This is a genomic window from Methanoculleus receptaculi, from assembly GCF_033472595.1.
Classification (GTDB): Archaea; Halobacteriota; Methanomicrobia; order Methanomicrobiales; family Methanoculleaceae; genus Methanoculleus; species Methanoculleus receptaculi.
This window is the reverse complement of record NZ_CP137642.1, coordinates 687,522-707,062: the sequence shown is the minus strand read 5'-3', so window position 1 is coordinate 707,062 and position 19,541 is coordinate 687,522. Positions and strand designations below refer to the sequence as shown.

Annotated in this window: 23 protein-coding genes and 2 tRNA genes; 6 read left to right on the top strand and 19 right to left on the bottom strand. The window is 58.8% G+C overall.

The window, feature by feature from the left end:
* Positions 1-5: 5 nt before the first annotated feature.
* The 3 genes from R6Y96_RS03800 to htpX form a co-directional block, all read right to left on the bottom strand.
* Positions 6-79 (bottom strand) — tRNA-Val (locus tag R6Y96_RS03800).
* A 2-nt stretch (positions 80-81) separates the two neighbouring features.
* Positions 82-152: transfer RNA gene (locus tag R6Y96_RS03795), tRNA-Gly, on the bottom strand.
* A 375-nt stretch (positions 153-527) separates the two neighbouring features.
* On the bottom strand, positions 528-1,409 hold the full coding sequence (htpX, locus tag R6Y96_RS03790; RefSeq protein ID WP_318622479.1) for a zinc metalloprotease HtpX: 882 nt from the start codon (positions 1,407-1,409) through the stop codon (positions 528-530).
* A 143-nt stretch (positions 1,410-1,552) separates the two neighbouring features.
* On the opposite strand from htpX, the gene R6Y96_RS03785 reads away from it, so the two are divergent.
* Both R6Y96_RS03785 and R6Y96_RS03780 read left to right on the top strand, forming a co-directional pair.
* Complete coding sequence (locus tag R6Y96_RS03785; protein ID WP_318622191.1) at positions 1,553-2,317, top strand: sulfide-dependent adenosine diphosphate thiazole synthase; 765 nt, start codon at positions 1,553-1,555, stop codon at positions 2,315-2,317.
* 41 nt (positions 2,318-2,358) lie between these two features.
* Positions 2,359-3,009 (top strand): putative phosphothreonine lyase domain-containing protein, encoded by a 651-nt coding sequence (locus R6Y96_RS03780; protein ID WP_318622190.1) that lies wholly within the window; start codon positions 2,359-2,361, stop codon positions 3,007-3,009.
* 58 nt (positions 3,010-3,067) lie between these two features.
* On the opposite strand, the gene R6Y96_RS03775 is transcribed toward R6Y96_RS03780, so the two are convergent.
* The 10 genes from R6Y96_RS03775 to R6Y96_RS03730 form a co-directional block, all read right to left on the bottom strand.
* Positions 3,068-3,214, bottom strand: coding sequence for a 50S ribosomal protein L40e (locus R6Y96_RS03775; protein ID WP_214023258.1), 147 nt, complete (start codon positions 3,212-3,214; stop codon positions 3,068-3,070).
* A gap of 40 nt (positions 3,215-3,254) precedes the next feature.
* Positions 3,255-3,815 (bottom strand): RdgB/HAM1 family non-canonical purine NTP pyrophosphatase, encoded by a 561-nt coding sequence (gene rdgB, locus R6Y96_RS03770; protein WP_318622478.1) that lies wholly within the window; start codon positions 3,813-3,815, stop codon positions 3,255-3,257.
* On the bottom strand, positions 3,812-5,395 hold the full coding sequence (locus R6Y96_RS03765) for a bifunctional N(6)-L-threonylcarbamoyladenine synthase/serine/threonine protein kinase (protein ID WP_318622189.1): 1,584 nt from the start codon (positions 5,393-5,395) through the stop codon (positions 3,812-3,814). Before R6Y96_RS03765 ends, rdgB begins: the two co-directional genes overlap by 4 nt.
* A 94-nt stretch (positions 5,396-5,489) precedes the next feature.
* Positions 5,490-5,645: a 30S ribosomal protein S27ae gene (locus R6Y96_RS03760; RefSeq protein ID WP_318622188.1), complete on the bottom strand. Its 156-nt coding sequence runs from the start codon at positions 5,643-5,645 to the stop codon at positions 5,490-5,492.
* A gap of 5 nt (positions 5,646-5,650) precedes the next feature.
* Positions 5,651-5,944 carry a 30S ribosomal protein S24e gene (locus R6Y96_RS03755; RefSeq protein ID WP_318622187.1) on the bottom strand — a complete coding sequence of 98 codons (294 nt, stop codon included), beginning with the start codon at positions 5,942-5,944 and terminating at the stop codon, positions 5,651-5,653.
* Positions 5,945-6,004: 60 nt separating this feature from the next.
* Positions 6,005-6,490: a GTP-dependent dephospho-CoA kinase family protein gene (locus R6Y96_RS03750; RefSeq protein WP_318622186.1), complete on the bottom strand. Its 486-nt coding sequence runs from the start codon at positions 6,488-6,490 to the stop codon at positions 6,005-6,007.
* Positions 6,490-6,693, bottom strand: coding sequence for a transcription elongation factor subunit Spt4 (gene spt4 / locus R6Y96_RS03745; RefSeq protein WP_318622185.1), 204 nt, complete (start codon positions 6,691-6,693; stop codon positions 6,490-6,492). Before spt4 ends, R6Y96_RS03750 begins: the two co-directional genes overlap by 1 nt.
* A gap of 1 nt (position 6,694) precedes the next feature.
* Entirely contained in the window at positions 6,695-7,264 is a 570-nt protein-coding gene (locus tag R6Y96_RS03740; protein ID WP_318622184.1) for a DNA-directed RNA polymerase, read from the bottom strand.
* A gap of 9 nt (positions 7,265-7,273) precedes the next feature.
* The gene (locus R6Y96_RS03735) at positions 7,274-7,654 is read right to left on the bottom strand and encodes a type II toxin-antitoxin system VapC family toxin (RefSeq protein WP_318622183.1); all 381 of its coding nucleotides are present in this window, start codon (positions 7,652-7,654) and stop codon (positions 7,274-7,276) included.
* Positions 7,651-8,886, bottom strand: a complete 1,236-nt coding sequence (locus R6Y96_RS03730) for a translation initiation factor IF-2 subunit gamma (protein WP_318622477.1) — start codon at positions 8,884-8,886, stop codon at positions 7,651-7,653. Before R6Y96_RS03730 ends, R6Y96_RS03735 begins: the two co-directional genes overlap by 4 nt.
* A gap of 211 nt (positions 8,887-9,097) precedes the next feature.
* Here R6Y96_RS03730 and nikR point away from each other — a divergent pair, with 211 nt between their 5' ends.
* Positions 9,098-9,520 (top strand): nickel-responsive transcriptional regulator NikR, encoded by a 423-nt coding sequence (nikR, locus tag R6Y96_RS03725; RefSeq protein ID WP_318622182.1) that lies wholly within the window; start codon positions 9,098-9,100, stop codon positions 9,518-9,520.
* On the opposite strand, the gene R6Y96_RS03720 is transcribed toward nikR, so the two are convergent.
* Positions 9,517-9,807 (bottom strand): DUF2098 domain-containing protein, encoded by a 291-nt coding sequence (locus R6Y96_RS03720; RefSeq protein ID WP_318622181.1) that lies wholly within the window; start codon positions 9,805-9,807, stop codon positions 9,517-9,519. The two genes, nikR and R6Y96_RS03720, sit on opposite strands and share 4 nt — an antisense overlap.
* 56 nt (positions 9,808-9,863) lie before the next feature.
* On the opposite strand from R6Y96_RS03720, the gene R6Y96_RS03715 reads away from it, so the two are divergent.
* A complete protein-coding gene (locus R6Y96_RS03715; RefSeq protein WP_318622180.1) occupies positions 9,864-11,063 on the top strand; it encodes a YcaO-related McrA-glycine thioamidation protein in 1,200 nt (399 codons plus the stop codon).
* A 19-nt stretch (positions 11,064-11,082) separates the two neighbouring features.
* Here R6Y96_RS03715 and R6Y96_RS03710 read toward each other — a convergent pair whose 3' ends face one another.
* The 3 genes from R6Y96_RS03710 to R6Y96_RS03700 all read right to left on the bottom strand — a co-directional run bounded on the left by R6Y96_RS03710 (position 11,083) and on the right by R6Y96_RS03700 (position 15,768).
* Positions 11,083-12,051: a histone deacetylase family protein gene (locus R6Y96_RS03710; protein ID WP_318622179.1), complete on the bottom strand. Its 969-nt coding sequence runs from the start codon at positions 12,049-12,051 to the stop codon at positions 11,083-11,085.
* 5 nt (positions 12,052-12,056) lie between these two features.
* Positions 12,057-14,702 (bottom strand): oligosaccharyl transferase, archaeosortase A system-associated, encoded by a 2,646-nt coding sequence (locus tag R6Y96_RS03705; protein ID WP_318622178.1) that lies wholly within the window; start codon positions 14,700-14,702, stop codon positions 12,057-12,059.
* 91 nt (positions 14,703-14,793) lie between these two features.
* Entirely contained in the window at positions 14,794-15,768 is a 975-nt protein-coding gene (locus R6Y96_RS03700) for a glycosyltransferase (protein WP_318622177.1), read from the bottom strand.
* Between the two features lie 14 nt (positions 15,769-15,782).
* Here R6Y96_RS03700 and R6Y96_RS03695 point away from each other — a divergent pair, with 14 nt between their 5' ends.
* Both R6Y96_RS03695 and R6Y96_RS03690 read left to right on the top strand, forming a co-directional pair.
* Positions 15,783-15,968, top strand: a complete 186-nt coding sequence (locus tag R6Y96_RS03695; protein WP_318622176.1) for a hypothetical protein — start codon at positions 15,783-15,785, stop codon at positions 15,966-15,968.
* Between the two features lie 380 nt (positions 15,969-16,348).
* Entirely contained in the window at positions 16,349-17,476 is a 1,128-nt protein-coding gene (locus tag R6Y96_RS03690; RefSeq protein ID WP_318622175.1) for an IS256 family transposase, read from the top strand.
* 182 nt (positions 17,477-17,658) lie between these two features.
* Here R6Y96_RS03690 and R6Y96_RS03685 read toward each other — a convergent pair whose 3' ends face one another.
* Entirely contained in the window at positions 17,659-18,372 is a 714-nt protein-coding gene (locus tag R6Y96_RS03685; RefSeq protein WP_318622174.1) for an FkbM family methyltransferase, read from the bottom strand.
* Positions 18,369-19,472, bottom strand: a complete 1,104-nt coding sequence (gene wecB / locus R6Y96_RS03680) for a non-hydrolyzing UDP-N-acetylglucosamine 2-epimerase (protein WP_318622173.1) — start codon at positions 19,470-19,472, stop codon at positions 18,369-18,371. The genes R6Y96_RS03685 and wecB overlap by 4 nt, the downstream gene beginning before the upstream one ends.
* Positions 19,473-19,541 lie beyond the last annotated feature (69 nt).

Sequence of the window (19,541 nt, the reverse complement as noted above, 5' to 3'; positions counted from 1 at the left end):
AAGAATGGGCCCGCTGAGATTCGAACTCAGGATCTTCGCCGTGTGAAGGCGACGTCATAACCACCTAGACCACGGGCCCCATGCATCGACCGGGAATTGAACCCGGGCTGTTGGCTTGGAAGGCCAAAGTCATACCACTAGACCATCGATGCGCTCTGCGCAGTCTGCCTGATCATGTAGGCCGTGAGGATTATTAAATATTGGGTGAGATGGGGGGAGGGAGCCATCAAACCGGTCTCTTCAGGCTGTGCTGCGGTCTGATGGCCCCCGCCACGAGGACGAACCGGGTTTTTGCGAGAGGCTATTTCGGAGTGGAGGGAAGGCGGAGAGATGTTTTTCTTCGTCGGTTCCCGCTTAGACCCGCGGAGATCCCGTTTCCCTCCTGGATACGGCTTTTCACCTCCACCAATCGCCAGAGACTACCCGCCCGCCGGGCGGTGGAGTGAACGCCGGCGGCATTCTTCCAGGAAAAACGCAGAGAGTTTATAGTCCAGATCGCTGATCAGGTGGGTTCTGGAGAGGCGGGGTCAGTAGCCCCGCATCTGCGCCCCCAGTTCCTGGAGGGCGGCCACCCGCTTCTCGAGGGGCGGGTGGGTGGAGAAGAGTTCCATCAGGGTGTTTCCCGAGAGGGCCGGGATGATGAAGAAGGCGTTTGCCCCCTCAACCTCCTGCTTCTTCTCGGCCGGGATGTAGTCCATCCGGCCGCTGATCTTCGTCAGCGCCGATATCAGCGCCTGGGGGTTCCCCGTCAGGACTGCACTGCCACGGTCCGCGGCAAACTCCCTGTAGCGGGATAGAGCCCGCGTGAGAAGGGTGCTCACCAGCCAGACAACGATCGAGACCACGTAGACCAGTATCAACGCGCCCATGTTGTTGTCGCGGTTGTTGAAGAGGCTTATGAAGATCCAGTTACGCATGATCAGGAAGGCAAGCATCGATATGAAACTCGCCATTGTCAGGGTCAGCATATCCCGGTTCTTCACATGAGATATCTCGTGGGCGAGCACCGCCTCAAGCTCCTCGCGGTTGAGCGTCCGCATGATCGAGTCGGTTACCGCCACAACCGCGTTCTTCGGGCTGCGCCCGGTAGCAAACGCGTTCGGCACCGGGGACACCATAATCCCGATCTTCGGTTTGGGGAGACCCGCCCTGGCAGCAAGGCTCTCTACCATCCGGTGCAACTCCGGGTACTCGTCCTCCTCGACGATTCTCGTCTTGGTGCTCCAGAGCACCAGTTTATCTGAGAAGTAGTACTGGAGGAACGCCATAAGGGCAGCCACCAGCAGGAGGGACTCAAACGGGAACCCCAGCGCGGCAAGGACGCCAAGGAAGATCAGGTAGACTATGAGGAGAAGGAGCGACGTGAGGATCATCCTCATAGTGAGACCGAAATCGCGCGTCCAGTTCATGGTAGGGTATATGTTGTGCGGTGCCGCTATTAAGACCTTCGTCGGGATCTTTCCGGGTGCTCGCGCTCCAAACTGCGATCCAGTGGTTTTTCGCGGCACACGGCGGTGCCCTTATCTCCCCCTGGCAGATATAAATGAAGGACATGAGACTGAACGAAGTGACCATCAGCAGGGCAATCCTGGAAGAGCAGCACCGGGCGCTCATCGACCTCCTTGAGGTGGACGCCGCCGTTATCGGCGGCGGGCCTTCAGGACTCACATGCGCCGCGCTCCTCGGCAAACGGGGAATCCGGTGCGCCCTCATCGAGAAGAAACTCAGCATAGGCGGCGGGATGTGGGGCGGCGGGATGATGTTTCCAAGGATTGTTGTCCAGGAAGAGGCAAGGCGGCTGCTCGACCGGTTTGGAGTCGCATGCCGCGAGTTTGAGGAGGGCTACTACGTCGCGAAATCGGTCGAGACGGTTGCCAAACTCACCGCGGCGGCCTGCGATGCCGGTGTAGAGTTCTTCAACCTGGTCACGGTCGAGGACGTGATGGTTCGCGGCGACGGCAGGGTTGGGGGCCTGGTCATCAACTGGACACCGGTAGATATGGCCGGACTGCACGTCGACCCGCTCACCATCGCCTGCACCTGCACCGTCGATGCAACGGGGCACGATGCAACGATCGCCCGGATGATCGAGCGTAAAGGCGGCAACATCCAGGTCAAAGGCGAGAGTTTCATGTGGGCCGAGCGTGCCGAGTCACGGATTCTGGAGCACACAAAAGAGGTCTACCCCGGCCTCTTTGTCGCCGGTATGGCGGCAAACGCCGTTGCCGGGGAGTGCCGCATGGGACCGATCTTTGGCGGGATGCTTCTCTCCGGCGAGCGGGCCGCAGAACTCGTTGCAGAAGCGCTTGACCGGTAACTTCAAAACCATTTTCACAGTTCCGGGGGCTACAGTTATGTATGAGCGGGATCGATCCGGAAGCCCTGGCCGACGCAGTCTACGGGATCTTTGAGATCTACCTCAACCGCGAACTCAGGCGCCGCGGCCCTTACCTCTTCGAACTCGTCGAGCAGGGGATCGATTTCAAAGAGAAACTCCGTGAGATCTTCAGCCGGTTCAGAGAGGATTACCCCGAACTCGCAGATGCCCTGCTCAAACGGTTCGGAAGCATCGACGCCATATACGCTCCCCTGAGAGAGGGCGAGGGAGTTTCCCCCTCAAAGACTACAAGAACTTACTGGATAGTCCAGGACGCACCGGGTCCGCATGAGCGGGGGGTCGACGACGAGAGGGCTGGAAAATGGCTCATCTTCGTCCCCGCAGGGGAGGCGGACGAGGCGTGGCGAAAGGTTCGAAACGAGACCGTTGAGGGGAGACTCGGCATATCCGCGAAGGTCAGCACAGCCAGACCCGATCCTGACTCTCGCGACGAGCGGACGGTCATCTACGTCTACACAAAGGACTGGGCGGACGAGGCGGACGTGATGCGGGTCCGCGAACGGCTCCGCAAACTTGGATTCAAAGAGCGGATCGGCTACAAACGCAACATCGAGACCTTCAGGGGCGAGTACAGCGAAGAAGGCCGAAAGGTCACCTATTACTCCGCCTGAAGAAGGGATACCCCCTAAAAAAGTATACCGGAGGCGCGCTAAAGTCGCGCACCGGTCTTTACGCTTTACGCTCCCGGGACTTTGGCCTGAGTTCGTCTGAACCGCACTTGCGGCAGTGTGTCGCGCGGACTGCGTTTCGGGCATTGCATTTCATGCAGATCTTTACATTGAGAAGACGTGCTTCAGCTTCGGGAAATCTCGCCATATCAAAACACCAGCCTTATGTCATTTACCTCTATTCCCTCTTAACGGTTCTGTCGCACCCCTGTCTCCTGCTCGATCCAGGCCCGGAACGCCTGGAGGGCGCGCGCCCGGTGCGAGACCCGGTTCTTCTCGGCAAGCGGCATCTCGGCAAGCGTCTGCCCCGCATACTCAAATATGGGGTCATAGCCAAACCCCTCCGCCCCACGCGGGGCAACGATCGCCCCGGGAAGGGCGCCCCGGAAGATACGGATGCCGTCCTCCCATGCAAACGCGATCGCCGTCTCGAATCTGGCGCTCCTCTCCTCGACGCCCTCCATGAGTTTCAGGATCCCCGCGTTGCCGATCGTATCCTGGACGTAGGCGGCATAGGGCCCCGGGAACCCGCCGAGCGCATCGATGAATAGACCGGTATCGTCAACTATCAGAGGCCTTGAGAGTTTCTCGTAGGCAAACTCCGCCTTCCCGCGGGCGATCTCCCCGAGATCGTTATGCCGGAACTCCGGGCACTCCAGCGCGGCATGCTCGACCTGGAGCACCCCCTCTAAGTATGCCGCAACCTCCCGAGCCTTGTTGGCGTTGCTCGTCACCACCGTAATCTTCAGAGGTAACGCCCCCGCATCTCAATCTCGTGCTCTCGCTCAATAACCTCATCCGCGTCGGGGAAGACGCGGGAGTAGCCCTCGATGAACGCCTCGATCAGGTCCTCGAAGTTTTGGGCGGTGCTCTCAAGCGTCTGGAAAAAGACGTGGATATCAACCCCGCGGCTCTCGACCTCCGATGATGTAGAGGCAAGCCCGAAATCGATCAGTACGCACTGGCCGTCACGGACGATCATGTTGCTGGTCGTCAGGTCGCCGTGGACTATCCCTGCGGCGTGCAGCCTCCCAACCGTCTCGCCAGCGACCCGGACAGTCTCCGGTGCGGCGACATACTTCAACAGATCGCCACGAATCCGCTCCATCACGATCGTGTCAGTCGTTATATCGCGGATCACGGGAGTGGGGACACCCGCCCGCCGCGCCATCGATATCAGGCGCGCCTCTGCCCGCGTCCGTTCAGTGATCAAACGGCGATCCAGTTCCGGGTGCCGGTATCGTTTGTTCAACCGGCGCTTGGCAACAGTATCCTCACCAATCTCCACGACACCTTCTGCACCCCGGGCAACCCCGCCTTCGTGCGGCCCGCCGGCAAAGATCTCGCCAGGTTCCGGCCGCCAGACGATCTCCACCTCATCGGCCCTATAACCCGGCCGGATCTGCGACTCTTCGAGAGGAAGGGTGACACCGTGGTCCAGCATGATCCTGCCCGTGTAAGCAATCATCGCGCCGTTGTCGCCGAGGTAAGTCCGCTCTGGGACGGCAAACTTCGCCCCCCGTTCCTCGCACATAACCCGTAGCATCTCCTGCAGCCGGCTGTTTGCACCCACCCCGCCGACAAGGATCACCTCATCCTTCCCGGCATGTGCAAGCGCCCGCTCCGTAACCTCGACACACATCGCAAACGCGGTCTCCTGGAGGCTGTAACATACATCCTCCAGGGGGGCGGTGCTCTCCTGGGCGGCGCTGACCAGCCCGGAGAAGGCAAGATCCATTCCCTTCACGGTGTAGGGGAGTTCGATGTAGCCGCCGCTGCGCGCCAGGCTCTCGATGGCAGGGCCGCCTGGGTGCGGCAGATCGTGGTAGCGTGCAAACTTATCGAGCGCGTTTCCTAGACCAATATCCAGCGTCTCCCCGAATATCCGGTAACGGCCATTGAGGTAACCGAGCACCTGGGTGTTTGCACCGCTCGCGTAGAGAACGATGGGGTCGGAAAACCCGGTCGCCCATCTCCCGATCTCGATGTGTGCCACACAGTGGTTGACACCGATGAGCGGCACGCCCAGGGCTATCGAGAGGGCACGCGCCGCTGTCGCCACCGTCCGTAGAGACGGGCCGAGACCCGGCCCCTGTGAGAAGGCAACCGCCCGGATCCGTTCAGGGTCGGTCAGCACCCGGGATATGAGATCCTTCATCACCGAAGCGTGGTGCTGCGCAGCCTCCCGCGGATGAATTCCGCCCTTTGAGGGGATGTATGGTGACGAATGGAGGGCGGTAGGTTCCTCCCCGAAGAGAGCGGCGCTGAGGTTCCATGCCGTTCCCTCAAGCCCCAGCACCAGCCCTTCTTCAGGTCGTTTATCAGGCATAAAACATGTCCTGCTCCGTTACGAGGAAAAGACCGACCGCGACCCGTAAAACACCGCGTCCGCGGCCGTGTATGGGGTATGTAGGGGTAAAGACCTACTTACGGAACTCGGTATAACCGCACCTGCCGCAGGCCACACGATCCTCATGCTCGGCCATCAGGACGCCTGGACCGCATCGGGGACAGTGCCGCTTGAGCAGAACCGCCGCATTGCCCTTGATCTCGTAGCACTCGTATCTCTTAGCCGTCATGCTCTTCAAGCCCCGCTCTCAGCCTTCGGTTTGCCACGCTTGAGCAGGTACTCCCGCTCGGTTGAGACCTTCGTCTCCTCGTCGTCATAGATCCGGGCACGGCCGAGAAGTTCCATCTTCCCGAACCGGGTTCTCTCCAGGTCGAGCACGATGAGATTCTCATCCCTGTTCTGCAGGGCGGCAAGTTTCTCCTGAATGCTCTTCCGCGAGGGCGTCGGTCCGTTGAAAGTGAGAACAAACTCAAGTTCTCTCCTCTTTAAGACCTCGTTCCTCACATCACGCGTGATTTTGAACTCCATCGATATCCCTAAAATATTGTTGGCGGGTTTATTTATACTCTGGGATGGAGCCGCAAGCCATCACTCCCGTATGAAACGCTCCAGCATGGCTGCCGCTTCCTGTTTAGCCGCCTCATCCACAATCCGGAGGACAACCCCCTCCCCCGGCTGACCGTATAGCACGGCAACCCCGGGCGGCGCGGCAAAAACCAGCGGAATGACCGCGAGATCCTCCTCACCCTCGACAAAGATGACCACAGGCCGGTTCCGCACCGCTTCATCGATAGCCGCTACCAGCTCGTCGGTGATAGTTCCGGGAGGGTTCTTCACCGTCACCCTTCTCCCTCTGAGCAGGGGCAAACGGTTGCAGGGGCTGCGCATCGTGTAGCCGTCGATGATGGCGATATCGGGGACAACCCCCGCGGCAAGGAGGTTATGGGTCACCACATCACCGACGGCGCAGACCATCCGCCCCTCGATCAGGGGAAGGAGTTCGGCGATACTTCCATAAAGGACGCCAAACGGTTTTTTGAACAGTTCCCGGTGGGCTTCCGGAAGCCTGAGCATCAGCGAACCTTCAGAGCATAACGGCCAGGCAGGGTGATGTTCATCTTCTTTGCAATATCCGAATGCTCCGGATCGATTATCACAACGTATCCGGCCCAGTCCTCGCTCAGGTTGGAGGTCCCGCAGACCACACAGGCCTCCCCCTCAACGACGCGGTGGCACTCGCGGCAGACCCTGACCACCTTCTTACCACCCACGGCCATCTTACGCCGACCTCCTCTTCTTCTCCTCCTCGAACTCCTCATCCAGCCATGCAAGTGCGCCCAGGCCCGGCTGACGCATGGTGAGACCGATCTTGCTCTCTCTTGGCTCACGTTCGTTTAACGAGAGGGCAACGATCCTGCCCCGGACGCCGTCGCCAGCGGCAATCGAACGCTTTGAATCCTGGCAGACCAGCCTGCCGTTCCTCTCATCGTAATTGATGTACTCATCGGATATCTGGCTCACGTGCAGCATCGCGTCGATCGGGCCCAGGCTGACGAAGGCGCCGAAACTTGTCGTCTCCACAACCTCGCCCTCGATCACCTCCTGGAGCGCCAGGCGGAGAACAATCGCCTCAAACCTTACATCGTAATAGACCGCGCCGTCCCCGGGGATCAACTCTCCCTCACCGACATCGAGAATACCCGTCACCGCAATGAATATCCCGATCTCCTTTGAGATGCTGCCTTCCAGCTGTTCCTGCAGTACGTTGAGGATAACCCTCTCCAGGTCTTCCCCGAGGCGGTTCGGCGGAACCCGCACCTTGTCCTCCAGCGTCACTTTATAATACATGATTTTCACCTATCCCCTCATCAGTTCCAGCGTTCTTTCCTTCCGCATCGAGACAACACCGATCCCCTCACGAAGAAGATCGTTACGGAGGTTGCGATCGTTTGTAACCACGATGCATCCCTCCCGCCGGGCATACTCGATCACCCGGCCATCCACAGACTCCGCGCTGCTCCCGCTCGGCACGATCTTCGCGCGCCGGACCATCTCAAGACCCACCCGTGCGGCAGCCGCATCGCGGCCGTGCCCCCTGGCAAGCCCGGAGAGTTCACCGACCACCTCTTCGAGCGTTACCGGTTCGAAATCCCCCAGGAGCGCCATCAGCCCGTCATAGAGATCGATACCGAACTGAGCCGGCATAAGGAGAGCGTTTGTGTCGAGAAGCACCTTCACTCGACCAGAACACCCATGCCGATCAACCGCCATCGCCCGCCGACCTGCCTGCTTATGGCAATCCTCGCACCAGCCTCCGCACAGACCGCCCGCTTCAGCTGAACCTCGACCTGATTCTTTCTGGTGTTCGTGATCACGCCGACGGTGACCGCGGTGCCAACCGCGAGCATCAGCGGCTCTTTATGCTTGAGGGGCTCGATTATCTGCTCGCTGTCCGCACCGACAACCCGATCCATCAGCGTTACATCAAACTTCAGCCGCTCCCGGACGGGCGGCAGTCTCCCGACGAGCCCCGCAACCTGCCCGGCGAGAGCGTCGCTCTTCGTCAGTGCGGGATCAAGTTTGGTCGCGATGCCGAGAAGACCCCCCGGAGTAGCCTCGGTCACGCTGATCATGCCGGCGTTGATCGAGGTGATCTTTGTTGTGATAGGCTCCCACTTAGTCCGATTCTCGACCTGCAACTGCCGACCGGGCCGGATCTCGATCTCATCACCCTCACGCAGCACCCCCCGGATGAGCGACCCGCCGATGACACCGCCTTTCACGTCCCGCCAGTTGCAGCCCGGTCTGTTGATGTCAAACGAGCGTGCAATGAGGAGCAGCGGGTCGAGATCTGGGTTGCGTTCAGGCTCCGGGATGACCTCATCCAGCGCCTGGATCAGGGCACCGATATTGACACCTTTCTGTGCAGATACCGGGATGATAGGAGCGTTCTCGGCGATAGTGCCCTTGATGAACCGCTTGATCTGCTTATAATGCTCCAGCGCCTCCGCCTGGGTCACAACATCGATCTTGTTCTGGACGATGACGATCCTGTTTATCCCGATCAACTCAAGCGCCATCAGGTGCTCCTTTGTCTGGGGCTGGGGGCAGGACTCGTTTGCAGCTATCACAAGCATCGCGCCGTCCATCAACGCCGAACCCGAGAGCATAGTCGCCATAAGTGTCTCGTGACCGGGTGCATCGACAAAAGATACCGTCCGTAACGGGACGGCTTTCCCCCCGCAGTTTGGGCATTCCGCGGAGGTGGTGTAAGCGTCGTTGCCTTTACATTTCTCACACCGGTAAAATGTTGCGTCCGCATACCCGAGGCGTATGGAGATGCCGCGCTTGATCTCCTCGCTGTGCCGGTCTGTCCAGGTGCCGGTCAGGGCGCTGACCAGAGTGGTCTTGCCGTGATCGACATGACCTACAAGCCCAATATTGACACCGGGAATGAATACATCTCGCAAAAGTTTTCGAACCTCCTTACTCATTATAGAATGACACTACTTATACATAATCGGTAGCGATTGCTCTCGTAATCCCTTGCCGCGTCTTTACACCATGCATCGGCCCGCACCCCGTTTGCCATACCGGTTTCAGCATACGAAGTGTGAATATCACCATGAATGTTAGCGAAAATTTATACCTATGAAGTTCGATATGAGAACTGATCACACCATGTCAGGTGATACCGAACTATCACGCATAGGGATCTCGCTTCCAAAGAACCTCCTCGATAAGTTTGATGAGATCCTGGCACTCCGGGGCTACTCTTCCCGGTCTGAGGGGATACGGGACTCGATACGAAATTACATCACTCACTTCCAGTGGATATCAGACGTAAAAGGCGAGCGCCAGGGCGTCATAACCATGGTCTACGACCATGACCAGCGCGGACTGCTCCAGACGCTCATCGACATACAGCACCAGTATACCGGCAACATTCAGGCCTCACTCCACTCGCATGTAACGCACAGCAAATGTCTTGAGGTTATCCTGGTCCGGGGGGATGGAACCATACTGAAAGATATTACCGAGAAACTTATGGCACAGAAGGGTGTTGAGGCGGTGAAACTCACCACCATACCGATCGAGGGTTAGCCGCCGCCCTCGCAGCTCTGGTCGGTTCCAACCTCCCATACCTTCTCCAGCTGCTGCTGGATCTCCCTGTGTTCCCTCACGTAGTCCTCGAGGGAGCGCTCCTTCTTCCTGGCCTCTTCCTCCGTCAGTTCTGTCCTGATAAGTTCATCCAGCAGGTAGTAAAGGCCGGTGGTATCTATTTCAGCATACTCCCGGCCATCGATCTCCTCGATCTTTACGACCTTTCCGGTCGTGCCGGTACGGGGGTACCGGACGACTGCACCAACTGCAATATCATCCATGCTCATAACATGCTAGAATAGATCTGCCACACTATTAAGGTATTACCACGAAGGGATGATGAATGCCGATCACGATTCGCCATGTAGAGAAGGTCTACTTTGATGGCGGCCACAGGTCACGCCCCCCGGAGGAGACGGATGCCGTTGTGAAACCCCTTATGAGAGGGATCGGGGTTACAGAGATCACAGATATAACCCCGCTCGACCGGACCGGGATCCCTGTATTTGCTGCAGTCCGACCTGGAGCGGCGCGAGGAGCGGTTCGGGTTTACACAGGAGCAGGTAAAGAGGCGGTCCAGGCACGGGTGTCGGCGATGATGGCAGCGATCGAGCGCTGCTGCGCCGAATACCATGGTGACCACATGGATTACGCCTCCTACGAGGAGATCGGCCCTGCGCGGGCGCTGCACCCCGAAGACCTCATTCTTCCGCGGGAACTCGAGCAGGGGGAGATGGTCCACTGGACGCAGGCCAGGGACATCCTGAACGACGAGGATCTCTACGTCCCGAGCAACGCTGTCTTCCACCCCTACGACTCGCTCGGGTTGACGACACCGCTGTTTCGGAGCGAGACAAACGGGCTTGCGGCGGGAAACGTCATGGAAGAGGCCATTTTCCACGCATTCCTCGAGGTTATCGAGCGGGACGCGCTCAGCATCGCTGATGCAGGGCGAAACCCCGGCCGCCGCCTCACCATCGAGAAGGATTGCGCCGCCCGCGGCCTGCTGGAGCGGTTCGAGCAGAACGGGATCGAGATTCACCTCTGGCTGCTCGATGGGAGAACGGAGATCCCCACAGTCGCGGCCACCGCAGACGACACCGTTACACGGGATCCTGCGATGATCCTCACGGGGTCTGCCTCCCACCTCTCACCCGAGGCTGCAGCGTTCCAGGCGCTCACGGAGGTTGCAAAGAGAAGGGGGAGTATTCTCCACGGCGAACCTGGCGACATCCGGCGGGAGGCGGTAATCAGGAAGGCGGGTTATGAACGGCTGAAACGGATCAACAGGATCTGGTTTGGCAACGCTGATGCCGTCGACCTCGCTGATATCCCTGATATGAGCACAGGACGGTTCGACCTGGACATCCGGCGTGTACTCGATGAGGTCGCGCCCCACACCGACAGGGTCTGCGTCTGCGACCTCACCAGGACGCCGATCCCCGTGGTGCGGGCGATCATCCCCGGTTTCGAGGTCTCCTGCATGGACCCCCGTCGACGGCGGTCCGCCCGGGATGCGTGGATTAACCCTCAAGTGATGTAACTCTCGACCGCGGCGGCGCTCAACAGAACCGGACTCTCTTTAAGATCCGCACAACCCGTTCCGTGCTCCGGTGCACCGGCTTTTCTGCCGGCTCAAACCGTCTCCCCGCGAGGGCCTGGAATATAGTGCCTACGGCCTTCCCGGCCGAGGGGCCGTAGCCTCCTTCCAGCGTCAGCGCCAGGGGGAGGTCCGTCCAGTCTATCAGCATCCCGGCAAGCACACCGTAGTCGTCGGGTTCAAGTTTCATCCCGCCGCGCCCATCGTCGGCGAGAGCGTCCTGCCCGGCCGAGACTATCAGAAGATCCGGGCGGAACCGAACGATAGCAGGGATGAACACCTCCTCAAATACCAGGGCGTAATCGGCGAGGGTCGAGCCTGCCGCAAGCGGTGCATTCAGGTTGTAGCCCCGGCCGGCGCCGGTGCCGATCTCGTCCACCCAGCCCGTCCAGGGGAAACTGTTCTCCTGGTGCACCGAGCAGAAGAGCACCCTGTCGCTCCCGTAAAAGATCGTCTGGGTGCCGTTGCCGTGGTGAAGATCCCAGTCCAGGATCGCCACCCGGTCGAGGGACAGGAGCGCTTTTGCCGCCGCAACCGCGGCGTTGTTGAATATGCAGAACCCCATTGCGCGGTCGGGCTCGGCATGATGCCCCGGCGGGCGGACAAGTGCAAAACAGTGCTCACCATCAAGCGTCCGCTCCGCCGCTGCAATGGTGGACCCGGCAGCGTGGGCCGCTGCCTCAAAAGAGTGGCAGGTGACATAGGTGTTTGCGTCTAAAAAGCAGGCGCCCGTCGCCATCTCCCGCACCCAGCGGATGTAATGCGGGTCGTGGACGCGCTCGAGATCGGCCTCGCAGGCGGGGATGGGGGGGCGCCAGCGTGCGCTCGGGGGTATGCACTCGAGGGCCGTCCGCAACCGGGCGGCCGACTCGGGATGGGCCTCCATATCGTGCCGGGTGAATATGTCACCGTATATTATCGAGTAGCGCATTCCTGTCAGTTGATGGTGCGCCCCTGCTGGATATCCTCTTCAGTCACATCGAAGGTCTGGCCGGTGCCGGCGATCCGGTAGGGCCCGGTCGCTCTAACCTCGCCCGACCATCCGGAGGTGGCGTATGGAACGACAAACAGACCGTTCTCGCTCTCCTGCCGGTATACAAACTCCCGGCCGGTGTTTGTGGCTATCGGGACCTCGATGACCCCCTCACCCCTTATCGCGGCTCCGGGAACATACTCAAATATCTTGACCGCCTTGAGGTCAGGGCCGTCCTCACCCACGTTGCCGTAGATGTTCTGGGGGGTCTCGTGGACAAGCCGGTAATGTTTGAGCGCCGGCACCCGCTCAAGCGGATGCAGGATCGAGTCAGCCTGGTAATCGTAGTGCAGGTTCAGGACGGTGGCGTGAGAGCCCGCCGGTGAATTCAGGTTATAGGCTGCTGCTGCTGCGGCCGCCGCGGTGGCGTTCATCTCCTGTGCGCTGGTGATGACCGGGTATGAGGCGTTTGCCATCTCCGGCTCGACATACTCGACGTATAGCACCGATCCCGTTGTCGGTTCGGTCATGGAGCCATCGAAGTTGTGGAGACGGGAGACCATCGTCATGTAGTAGTCCTGGTTGTAGAACTGCATCGCCTGGTAACCCGCCGATCCCGAACCCATGGGAACGAAGAATACCGGCTGGAACCGCAGTCCTCCAGTGTCGTTCGGATCAGCCCAGGTTGCCGGGGCGTGGAACTTGCCCATGACGACCTGGTAGTCGGTCACCACGTATCGTGTACCGATGTTGTCCAGGATGTGGTTTGCGGCTTCCTCTGATGTCGAGACGAGATAGACCGCCGAGCCGTTCGGCCCTGCAACGCCGTGCTGGAAGGGGTTGTTGTTCGGGATCCGCTTCGAGATAAACGTGATCCAGTGGCCGTAGTCCCACCAGGACATGACACCGTATGACTCTTCGGGGTAGGTGAAGGTCTCACGATCGTAGATCGCGTAGTAATCGACGCCGGGATCTGGTGTGTTCTCTCCCATCCACTCCAGGGCCTCCATCCACTGCGAGTCCATACCACTGTATTTCGCGCTGTTTGCGAGATCCAGGTTCCCCTGGAATGACGTCCCGGCAAAGAGGAGGGTGAGAGCGGCAACCAGAACAAACCCGCCGACTTTGAGGTAATCAGGCTGATCACGCTTCCTGGATTTCGCTTTAGGAGCATCAGCGGCCCTTGCCCCTTTCTTGCCCTTTTTCTTTGGAGGCTCTTCCCGTTTTTCGGCTCTTCCCGCCGCGGGGCGCGCGCTGTCTGCACTTCCTTTCCGGAGGAGGAGGGCAACCTCTTTCCAGGTTGCGCTCAGGACCCCGCCTGCAAATACCGCCGAGAGGAGGGCGATGTTTACGGCAAGGTAGTACTCGTAGCGGACATGCGCGGCGGTCGACCCCAGGATGATACCCGACCAGATCAGGACGAAGACGTGGGCCGGGTTCACCCGCTCACGGTTCTGCCAGATCAGGGTGGCTGCTCCGCCGGCAGCAAGCAGCAGCCCCCAGTGGAAGGTCGCCCAGGCGGCGTCAAACGACCATGCCCGCGCCTCCTGGACGGTTGTGGTTACGGGCTGCTCGCCGAAGAAGGAGATGAGGCTTGAGATAAGGAGGTTGTAGATCTCAGGCAGGGCGGCATAGAGCACAGCGGCGACGACGGCTGCAATGGCGAGGAGCGCGAGAGGGAAGTAATATTTAGGCCGCTTTTTCAGGAAGACCGAGAGGCCGTAGAGTGCTAGCGTGCCTCCGATGAGGGCGGCGTAGACGATAACGTGCCCGACGGTGTACAGGGAGAGACTGAGGCCGGAGTGCGGGAAGCCGAATACCGCCGCCCCGACGATGACGACGCCGAAGACGACGGCGTTTATGAGAACCAGGTAATCGCTCGATCTCTCCTGGAAGAAGTCCAGGATGAACTGGACCAGGGTGAAGGCCGCCACGATGAGCGCGAAGAGGACCATCGTCGGCATGTTGAAGAACCCGAGGAGGTAGGCTACCCCGGCGAGGGCCGCTGTTATTACCGGGATCTTCAGGGTCTCGAAGTTCTTCGGGGAGAGCGGCCGGTCGCGCGCCGCAAGCAGCGCCGTCACGTAGGCGAGAACAAAGATCGTCGAGAAGAGCGTCTCTGCGATGTGGTGATCGACAAAGCCAAAGAGGGAGCGATAGGCGTAGTTGCTGCCGATGACCGCAATAAGACCGGCGGCGATGAGACCGGTCTTCCAGTCTGCGATCTTTCTCGCAAGCAGGTAGACGACCGGCACCATCGCCACGGCCATCAGCGGCGGGACCCAGGACGCCACCAGCATGATCTCAGGCCGCGTCGCTGCGCCGGCAAGGAGACAGAGCACGGATATGATCTCGATGAAGAGAGGCCCCCAGTAGATCACGTCCCCGGTCGGGTAGAGCGTCATCGCGTCAAACCAGGCGTATGCAGGGAAGTTTGCCAGGGTCTGTTCAACCTGGCGGAGATTGTACCAGGGATCGTTTCCCAGCAGGTTTACACCCTCGTCGGTCACCAGTCCATCTGCGGGGATTCCCCGCGTCCAGAGCGTGAGCAGCGCGAGGATGACGATGAGACCAATGATGAGATATGGTTGGTATTTCTTGATATCCATCTGAGCCATCGGGCACTCCCTTTAGGAATCAGTTTCCATTCGAACCAATATAATCTTGGTGTATCGATGGTGGATGGGGGAGGGTGCAGTTTCAGGTCTTACCCGTCAGCCGGGTAAAGATCCTCTCGAAAGCCTCTGCTTTCTTCTTCCAGGCGTGCTCCTCGATCGGGATTGTGCAGCACCGCGGGTTCACGGCGGCCTCATCCACCCCCTCAAGGAACTCCTGCCCGTCCCTGTAGACGGTGATATGGTCGCCGCCCATCCTGAGCATATCGGGTATGGGGGTCGAGAGGATCGGCTTCCCGCACGCCGAGTACTCGAAGTACTTGTTCGGGAGCGCGATATCCACCCATTGAGGGGGCGAGAGCGGGATGAGGCAGAGATCCATCGGCGCGATGCAGCGGGGGAGGTCATTGTAATCGACGGTGCCTGTGAAATGCACCTTCCCCGAAACCCCGAGCCTGGCAGCAAGCGCCTGCAGTTCGTCCATGTAACCGGTGAAGAGCGAACCGCCGACTATCAGGAGCTCGGCGTTCGGGTGCCGCTTGAGAACCTCCGGAAAGAGCCGGATCACCTCATCGAGAGCATACCAGCGTTCGATTGCCCCGGCAAACCCGAGCACGAAGGCATCGGGCGCGATTCCGAGTGCGGATCGCATCGCACTCCCATCCATGGGGTGGAAGATATCCGTGTTGACACCGTTTGTGATCAACTCCGCCTCGTAGCCGTATGCCTTGAGTTTCTCGACGAGACCCGGGGAGACCGTCGTGATGACGTCGCTATGGTCCAGGTTGTAGCGGGTTATGGCAAGGACACCCTCACGAAGCACCCATTTTATAGCGGGATTTTTGTAGTAGGCAGCGGCCGAGTCCGGGAACCAGTCCTTGAGGTCGAAGACCACCGGGACGCCGTACCTCTCAGCCGCTCTGACCATCGCCGTCCCGGCCAGGACGTGCGCCCCGACGACGACGTCGATCTCGTGGTCGCGGATGATCTTGCTGATGACCCTGTAGTGGCAGGGTGCGTTTAATGTGTAGTGAAGGAGGGGGTTTTGATGGGGAGCCACGTCGCCTCGTGGACGTGGAGAAGGGTCTCACGCTCCTCTCCTCTGCTGACGTGGAAGTGGGGCACGTGGATCTCGTGCCGCCTCGCGAGTTCCTCGAAGATGTTGTGGTGCCTCGAGGGGATCGGGTGGTGGATGTAGTCCTGGGTGGAGACAAGGAGGATATTCGTCGGTCTTGCACCCTTGCGATCGATTTGAAGTAGTTAAGGGTTGTCTCCGCTCCGCCGATCGCAGAGGAGCGTCGGGTTGGGTGGTCCGGAACCCCAGGGGTTTCGCCCTGGATCTGTAGAAGATGGCCCGGTAATTTTATTGTTGCGAAGCACGGTTGTGTGCAAGCCCGGGTAGTACGGCAGTGAACGATGACATGGCGGATCGCTTGGCCAGGCCCCAGTCCCCGGTCGCGCCGTGCACGATATTGATAGTGTTGCAGGAAACGATATTTCTCCTCTATTTGTCGAATTAGTTGAAGGTATCGGCAATGAGACCCCGGGGATAACTTGTAGTCCGGTAACGTAACGAAAGTTCTGTAAAATGGAATTGGCCCTGGATCCAACCTAGATTTAGACAAAGGAGAAACAGGGCCATGGATCCCTTAGCGTTAATCGAAGATTATCTCTCCGATAATGAGAATGGCATGAAGAACCTCATCACCTGGTTCCTCAACCAGGTGATGCTCGCAGAGGCCCTCCAGCAGGCAGGAACTGCCCGGTACGAACGCACCGATGCGCGGAAAGCGCATCGGAACGGCTACAAGGACCGCTCTTTGAAGACCCGATACGGGGAGACAGTCCTCCAGAAACCCCAGTTCCGCGAGTTCCCGTTTGAGACGCAGGTCTTCGGGCGCTACGCCCGGGTGGAGAAAGCTCTAGTGAACGCAATCGTCGAATCCTACCTCCAGGGAGTTTCGACGAGAAAGATCCGGGAGATCGTCAGTCATCTGGGGGTCGATCAGGTTTCCCCGGCTTCGGTCTCCCGGATGGCCAAGGACCTCGACGACCACGTGCAGGCATTCCTCCTGCGGCCGATCGAACAGGCGATTCCCTACCTCTTCGTGGATGCGTCCTACTACAAAGTCCGCGACGGAGCACGATACGTCACCAAAGCGGTCCTGGTGGTCGCCGGCGTCCGGGACGACGGCTACCGGGAGATCCTGGGTGCGAGAGTCACCGACTGTGAGAATGAAGAATTCTGGTCGGGATTGTTCGAAGACCTCAAAGAGCGAGGACTGCAGGGAATCCAACTGGTCATCTCGGATGGGCATACCGGCATCCAGAAGGCGGCGGAAGCCGCCTTCCTCGGCGCATCCTGGCAGATGTGTCAGGTGCATTGTACCCGGGCCGTCTTGAGGAATATTCCCCGGAAACATCAGAAAGAGGTTGTAGAGGGGCTGAAGGAGGCATATGGGAACGAGAAGAGACTTCGGCAGCTTGCAGATGACCTGAACGCACGCGGATACCGGAAGGCAGCCAATACGATCAAGCGATTCCTCCCGAGGCTCTTGAGTTACACGGCATTCCCAAAACCGCACGGGAAACGGCTCAGAACGACGAACATGATGGAAAGAGTCAACAAGGAACTGAAACGGAGAACCAAAGTTGTAGGGGCATTTCCCAATGAAGAGTCACTCCTCAGGCTGGCAGGATCCATCCTGATGGACATCAATGAGGAGTGGGTGACCGGCAGAAAATATTTGACGATAAAGGGGGAATGATCAAACAAGGAGACAGGACTCAGAAGAATTACAGAAGATTTGAAACACTACCCTCTATCTCTATGATGTCCTTATATTTGCTTCAAGTTTGATTGGATAAAGTTGCATATAAATTGGTTATTCACAGGTGACGCCCACGTTATACTATCGCATATTTATTTGATATCTGGGTTGACATGGCACTAGTTCCCTCTCTCTAAGGGCACGCAATACAGGTCGTCGGGTGATAATTGCTCAATGTTATAATCGTATTCAGAGAGGAGGTCCAAACACTCATCTAATAAATTGTCGTGTACTGATAGTACAATTTCCGGTCTGATCTCCGATAGACAGATATCAGCACCGTGCAGTACTCTCACCTCCGCTCCCTCGACATCTATCTTCATAATGTCTGGTGAGATTCCGCTGTTCTGGATGAACATGTCAAGAGTGGTGCACTCAACCTCGATGTTACCGTCGTCAGAAAACTTGCACATCGTATGTGCAGTCCCATCAAATCGAATGATTCCAGGTGCATCTGCTAGTGCTTTTTGTACGTGGGTAACATTGATACACTTGTTGATCGTGGTATGTTCAATGAGCATTTGCATGTTTCCCGGCTCCGGCTCGAATGAGATCACCTTCCCGGCGTCGCCGACAAGGGTGGATGCAAATAGTGTGTAATACCCAACGTTTGCGCCGATATCAAAGAACACCGCCCCCGCATTCAATACACCCTGCAACCGTGTCGCAATATGCCGCTCATAGACTCCAAATGCACAGGATGGGATGGAAGAAGTAAACTGCCATTTCTTTCCTCTGAGCACACCGAAAGGGATCCTAACCATACCGATCCCGAGTGCCTGCCCTGCCTGCATCACTGCAACTCCGGCGCGCTCCCGGATTTTTATGCTCATGTTCGTCCCCCTTCTGCGATAGAATCATCTACCAAGCCAACGATCTCCACAATCTTCCTCCCCGCCGTCCCGTCGCCGTAGGGGTTCTGCCAAACCCGCTCCCTCTCCATCATAATCCGCACGCCTTCCATGATCGTACCCGGGTCGGTTCCCACCAGGATGTTCGCCCCTGCAGCCACCGTCTCCGGCCGCTCCGTGTTCTCCCGCAACGTCGCACAGGGCACACGGAGAATGCATGCCTCTTCCTGCACGCCTCCCGAGTCTGTCAGGATCAGTCCTGCATGTTTCTCCATCTGGAGGAAGGAGAGGTAATCAAGAGGCTCGATGCAACGGACGGGTCCTGCCTGTAGCCGGAACTGCTCCATCATCTTCTTCGTCCGGGGATGCATGGGGTAGATCACGGGCATCGCGTACTCGGTCGCGACGCGCTCCAGGCCCTCGAGGATGTCGCTGAGTTTTCCCGGGTCATCGACGTTCTCCTGGCGGTGAGCCGTCACCAGGAAGTAGCCGCCCGACCGGACCCCCAGTTCTTTAAGCGGATCTATTGCCTCTTCGCTGATTGAGAGGTTCTGGAAGAGTGCGTCCACGACCGTGTTCCCGCAGACGAAGATCTTCTCTTTCGATATCCCTTCGTTCCTCAGGTTCCGTTGCGACTCACCGGTCGGTGCAAACAGGTAGTCCGAGACGTGATCCGCCGTGATCCGGTTGATCTCCTCCGGCATTCTCCGGTCGTTGCTCCGCAGTCCGGCTTCGACGTGTCCCACCGGAATGTGGAGTTTCACTGCGGCAAGCGCTCCCGCGAGCACCGTGTTGGTGTCCCCCTGCACGAGAACCGCATGAGGTTTCTCATCGATCAAAACCCGCTCTATCTGTCCGAGCATCTTCCCGGTCTGTTCCCCTTGCAGGCCCGAACCCACGTTGAGGTTGTATCGTGCATCCGGGAGGCGCAGTTGTTCGAAAAAGATCCTGTCCATCGAGTAAGAGTAGTGCTGGCCGGTGTGGAGGATGAAGTAGTCGTCTCCCCTCCGTTCATACTCCCTGATGATCGGGGACATCTTAATGATCTCAGGCCGTGTACCGAGGATGATCGCAACGCTCATGGTTCACCTGCATGATGGGGTGCGATAGTTCATTAAAATTGACCCGGTGCCGTATATAGTGCTATTGTC